Annotated in this window: 6 protein-coding genes and 1 pseudogene; 3 read left to right on the top strand and 4 right to left on the bottom strand. The window is 65.1% G+C overall.

What is annotated here, in order from left to right; translation table 11 throughout:
• Window positions 1-1137, top strand: a 1137-nt coding sequence (locus tag VJ655_RS14310) for an NAD(P)(+) transhydrogenase (Re/Si-specific) subunit beta (protein WP_324112170.1), incomplete at its 5' end; no start/stop codon positions are given.
• Between the two features lie 57 nt (window positions 1138-1194).
• Here VJ655_RS14310 and VJ655_RS14305 read toward each other — a convergent pair.
• The 3 genes and pseudogenes from VJ655_RS14305 to VJ655_RS14295 form a co-directional block, all read right to left on the bottom strand.
• Entirely contained in the window at window positions 1195-1479 is a 285-nt protein-coding gene (locus tag VJ655_RS14305) for a DUF2442 domain-containing protein (protein WP_324112169.1), read from the bottom strand.
• Window positions 1466-1735: pseudogene (locus VJ655_RS14300) on the bottom strand (DUF4160 domain-containing protein). The gene VJ655_RS14305 and the pseudogene VJ655_RS14300 overlap by 14 nt, the downstream one beginning before the upstream one ends.
• Before the next feature lie 129 nt (window positions 1736-1864).
• On the bottom strand, window positions 1865-2215 hold the full coding sequence (locus VJ655_RS14295; RefSeq protein ID WP_324112167.1) for a UrcA family protein: 351 nt from the start codon (window positions 2213-2215) through the stop codon (window positions 1865-1867).
• A 422-nt stretch (window positions 2216-2637) separates the two neighbouring features.
• Between VJ655_RS14295 and VJ655_RS14290 the strand changes: the two genes are divergently transcribed.
• Both VJ655_RS14290 and VJ655_RS14285 read left to right on the top strand, forming a co-directional pair.
• Complete coding sequence (locus VJ655_RS14290) at window positions 2638-3426, top strand: M23 family metallopeptidase (RefSeq protein WP_324112165.1); 789 nt, start codon at window positions 2638-2640, stop codon at window positions 3424-3426.
• A 61-nt stretch (window positions 3427-3487) separates the two neighbouring features.
• A complete protein-coding gene (locus tag VJ655_RS14285) occupies window positions 3488-4459 on the top strand; it encodes an alpha/beta fold hydrolase (RefSeq protein ID WP_324112163.1) in 972 nt (323 codons plus the stop codon).
• Window positions 4460-4531: 72 nt separating this feature from the next.
• On the opposite strand, the gene rpsU is transcribed toward VJ655_RS14285, so the two are convergent.
• Window positions 4532-4765, bottom strand: coding sequence for a 30S ribosomal protein S21 (rpsU, locus tag VJ655_RS14280; RefSeq protein WP_324112172.1), 234 nt, complete (start codon window positions 4763-4765; stop codon window positions 4532-4534).
• Window positions 4766-4865 lie beyond the last annotated feature (100 nt).

The following is a 4865-nucleotide window of genomic DNA, read 5'->3' as shown; positions in this document are numbered from 1 at the left end:
CTGGTCGCCGCCTTCCATTCGCTGGTCGGCATGGCGGCGGTGCTGGTCGCCGCGGGCGCTTTCTATGCCCCCGCGGCCTTTGATATCGGCACCCACGGCCATATCCATGGCGCCAGCCTCATCGAAATGTCGCTCGGCGTTGCCATCGGCGCCGTCACCTTCACCGGCTCGGTGATTGCGTTCCTGAAACTGTCTGGCCGTATGAGCGGCAAGCCGATCACGTTGCCCGGCCGGCACGTCATCAACCTCGCGCTCGCCGCCGGTTTGATCTTCTTTGTCTATGGCTTCTTCGTCTCGCAAAGTGCGATGGACTTCTGGATCGTTGTTGCGCTCTCGCTCACGCTGGGAATTTTGATCATCATCCCGATAGGCGGCGCCGACATGCCAGTCGTCATCTCGATGCTGAATTCCTATTCCGGATGGGCGGCTGCCGGCATCGGCTTCACGCTGGGCAATTCGGCATTGATCGTCACCGGTGCGCTCGTCGGTTCCTCGGGCGCGATCCTGTCCTACATCATGTGCAAGGGCATGAACCGCTCGTTCGTCTCGGTGATCCTGGGCGGCTTCGGCGCCGACGCCGCGGCGGCCGGTCCCGGCGGCAAGGTCGAGACCCGTCCCGTCAAGCAGGGCAGCGCCGACGACGCGGCCTTCATCATGAAGAACGCCAGCAAGGTGATCATCGTCCCGGGCTACGGCATGGCCGTCTCCCAGGCCCAGCACGCCCTGCGCGAAATGGCCGACAAGCTGAAGGAGGAGGGCGTCGAGGTGAAGTACGCCATCCACCCGGTCGCCGGCCGCATGCCGGGCCACATGAACGTGCTGCTGGCCGAGGCCAACGTCCCCTATGACGAGGTCTTCGAGCTGGAGGACATCAACAGCGAGTTCTCGACGGCGGATGTGGCCTTCGTGATCGGCGCCAACGACGTCACCAACCCGGCGGCCAAGACCGACCCGACCAGCGCCATCTTCGGCATGCCGATCCTGGACGTCGAAAAGGCCCGCACCGTCCTCTTCGTCAAGCGCGGCATGTCCTCGGGCTATGCCGGCGTCGAGAACGAGCTGTTCTTCAAGGACAATACGATGATGCTGTTCGCCGACGCCAAGAAGATGGTCGAGGGCATCGTCAAGGCGCTCTAGGCGCCGGCCTCACCGAAACGATGAAGGCCCCGGGCGATATCCGGGGCCTTTTTTGTGTCAGGCGGCCTCGCCATCGGTGCGGAGAAGACCAGCTTCCTCCAGCAGTCTCCGAGCGTTGGTCGGATCGATGTCGAGCTCATTTGGCCAAGTCGGCGCGCCGCCTTCAACAACGACGCGCTCGAAATAGCCCTGGTCCTTCAGGGGCTCGACCATGGTTCCGCCGGAGAAGACGAATGAGCGCAGATCCGCCACGCCCGAGCTTCCGTCAGAGAAGGTCATGGCCAGATGATGGTTGGGCAGCGCGGTCACCTGGGTGACCTTGACGAGCTTATACATCTGCATCCAGTCCGGGGATCCTGAACGTCGGTTCCTGATTATAGGCCAAATTCCAGTTCTGAATAAGTTCAGCCTGATGGATTGAGATCCAGGATTTCACCAGCCGTTCGGCTCGTCTGCCAAGGCGGCCCTACAGGGGCTCTCCGGTCGGGATCGAGAATGTGGCCTCGACGCCCTGGTGTTCGGCATGCAGGTGGGGTGGCGGATGGTCTCGCGAATAGATGCGGATCGCGATGCCGAAGAAGCTTGAGATAACTGGCATGCGCTACCTTCGCGTCGGTATGCAATCTTTGCGTCATCATCCGCCATTTTACAACTCAAACGAACAAAGGCCCCAGGGTTCGCCTGGGGCCTCTGTCGCGGGGTGTGGGGAGGTGGGATGTCGTGTCGATCACTTGGCCGCGAACTCGACCGACTTGGCGTGGGCGGCGTAGGCCAGGGCCTGGCGCTGGGTCGAGGGCAGTTGGCGGTTGACCTCACGGCGCACGGCCGCGACGCAGGCGCGGATCGGCATGTCCAGGCCGGTGCTGCTGCGCAGCTTGGCGCGGCACAGGTCTTCACCGGCGGTCTCGACGCGGGCCTTGAAGATCTTGGCGTGCGACGGGCTGGCCAGGTTCAGGTCGCCATAGGCGATGTGGACGGCGGGCTCGGCGGCGTTGGCGGCTTGGGTCAGGCCCAGGATCGGAACGGCGGCCAGGCTGAGGCTGGCTACAGTGGTGAGGCTCATGATGAACTTGCGCATTTGAAGTATCCCTCTGGCTGGGCGCTTTTCCCTGCGCCGATGAATACTTACTATTCCCGAGAGTTCGCGAAGTCCCGTTACGTCTCCTTCATGACGTACAATTAAGCGAGTGAATCGATCTTAATGTTATGAACATTACGTAATGTGCCAGTCATAAAATATATACTATTGAGAAACGACTTCCCGGCGCCCCAGCCGGTTCCTGGCGCATCCTCCCATGAATTCAAGTAGAAAATCGAGTGCCCTTCAATCTAGGGGCGCGAAAATCAGAAGTATCCTGAATCAATGGTTAAGCTGCGCCCTGTTTCCGCCCAATATGAAAGTCATAGAGCCCGCCGTTCATCATCCTGAAAGGTCAAGTATGTGAGTTGGCCCGTCTTGGCGCGGTCCTCTCGACTGACCGGAGTTCGAGAGGCAGTGGTTTGATCTCAAGAAGCCTGGCTATTCCGTCAACGCAGCTGCGTCTGGCCTTCTTCGCGACTCTAGGCGTCGCGGCCATGGTGGGCGCGCTGAACGGCGTGGCGGCCCTTGGCGCCTGGGTTGCGGGGCCTGTCGCGCCGCCGCGGGCGGCGGTCGAAGCTCCCGCGTCGGAGTCCGTCGACGTCGCGCCGCCCGCGCCGCCGCCGCCCGCCTTCGTCTTCGACGCGCCGCTGCCTGGCCGGGTCATCGACTCGCCCTTCGGCCTTCGCCAGATGCCCTGGGAAGAGAACGGTCGCCTGCACCAGGGCGTCGACATCGCCGCCCCGGCCGGCGCGCCGGTCAAGGCCGCGGCCGATGGCGTGGTCAAGCGCACCGGCGTCAGCCCCACCTACGGCCGCTTCGTCGAGGTGATGCACAAGGGCGGACTGAACACGATGTACGCCCACCTCAAGGCCCCGGCCCGCAACGTCAAGCGCGGGACCTATCTGCGTCGCGGCGAGACGGTGGCCTATGTCGGCAATTCGGGCCGTTCCACCGGATCTCACCTGCATTTCGAGATCCGCAAGGACGACAAGCCGCTCAATCCCGCCTTCTTCCTGGGGCGCAGCTTCGCGCAAGCCGACGACCTGCCGATCCGGGCCGCCGGCCGCGTGTCGCGCAAGGTGCGCCTGGCGGTGGTGTCGAAATGGCCAGAAGGGGTGACCAAGGCGGGCGCGGCCAAGGCGGGCGTCAGGATCGCCCAGGCCAAGGGCGGCCGCGTGCGTGCGCGGATTCCGGTCTCCGAGGGCTAAAGCTCCGTCTCCGGACGCACCGCGCCTCGACGCGTCACAAACCGTCACTACATTGAACGTCATGATCCAGTTTCTCGGTCGTGGCGTCGCGGGCCTTGCGCTCCTCCTTGTCTCCTTCATCGCCGTGGGCGGGTTGATGAGCGCGGCCGGGGCGCCAAAGCCTCGCGGCCAGATGGTCGAGATCGAGCCTGGCCGAAAGCTGCGGCTGGTCTGCGAGGGCGTCCGCAGCGAACGGCCGGTGGTCTGGCTGGAGGCCGGCGCCTTCGGCTTCGCCGCGGACTGGGGCGCGACCCAGGAGGCCCTGACCGCCGCCGGCTGGCGCTCGTGCGCCTATGACCGCGCCGGCATGGGCTATTCCCCGCCCGGACCCAGTCCCCGCGACGGAATCGCCATCGTCTCCGACTTCGAGAAGCTGGTGGCCGCCTCGGGAGAGAAGGGGCCCTACATCCTGGTCGGCCACTCGATGGCGGGCCTGCGCCTGCGTCAGTTCGCCGGCCGCAATCCCGACAAGGTGGCCGGCGTGATCCTGGTCGACGCCGCCACGCCCGAGGCCGCCCAGGATCCGCGGATGCGCGGCTTCATCGAGGCCTTCGCCAACATTTCCAAATGGGCCGCGCGCGGGGCCTCGATCGGGCTCTACAAGCCGCTGGTCCACACACGCCTGGGCGACAAGATCGACTTGCCGCCCGCCGCCAAGGCCGAGAAGGGCTGGGCCTTCGCCAACGGCCGCCACAATCGCACGGCGGCCGAGGAGGTCGGGCTGTGGAAGCAGGCCTCGGACCAGGCCGGCCGCGAGCCGCAGTTCGATCCGAAGTGGCCGGTCGCTGTCGTCACGGCGGGGCCGGTGGCGGGCCGGGAGGCGCGCAAGGAGGCCCAGGCGGCTCCCGCGCGGCGCTCGGAGCATGGTCTGGTCGATCACGTCGAGGCCGCGACCCACACCCTGCTGATCGGCCGTCGCTTCGCCGACCACATCGTCCGCGCCGTCGCCTTCGTGGCGCAGGCGGGCGTGGCGCAGGCGGGCGGAAAGGGCTGATCCCAAAACGACGAAGGCCGCGCGGATCGCCGCGCGGCCTTCGAAACTTCGACGAAGCGAAGAGGTCAGGTCTTAACGCGTGACCTTCTTGGGCATCGGCAGCAGGCCTTCGCGCTGGGCGCGCTTGCGGGCCAGCTTGCGAGCGCGACGGACGGCCTCGGCCTTTTGGCGGGCGCGCTTTTCCGACGGCTTTTCATAGTGCACGTGCCGCTTCATTTCGCGGAACGAGCCTTCGCGTTGCATCTTCTTCTTCAGGGCCTTCAGCGCCTGATCGACGTTGTTGTCGCGGACGAAAATCTGGACCAGGGGTATCTCTCCATTCGACAGCCCGACCAATATTCCCAAGTCCCTCTTGAGGGGCCGGGCGGGCGAACAAAACCGGGTAACCTGGAAGGGGTTCTCCCAG

Origin of the sequence: Caulobacter sp. (genome assembly GCF_035254145.1) — a bacterium.
GTDB lineage: Bacteria > Pseudomonadota > Alphaproteobacteria > Caulobacterales > Caulobacteraceae > Caulobacter.
The sequence above is the reverse complement of the archived record's forward strand: the minus strand, read 5'-3'. Positions and strand labels throughout refer to the sequence as shown.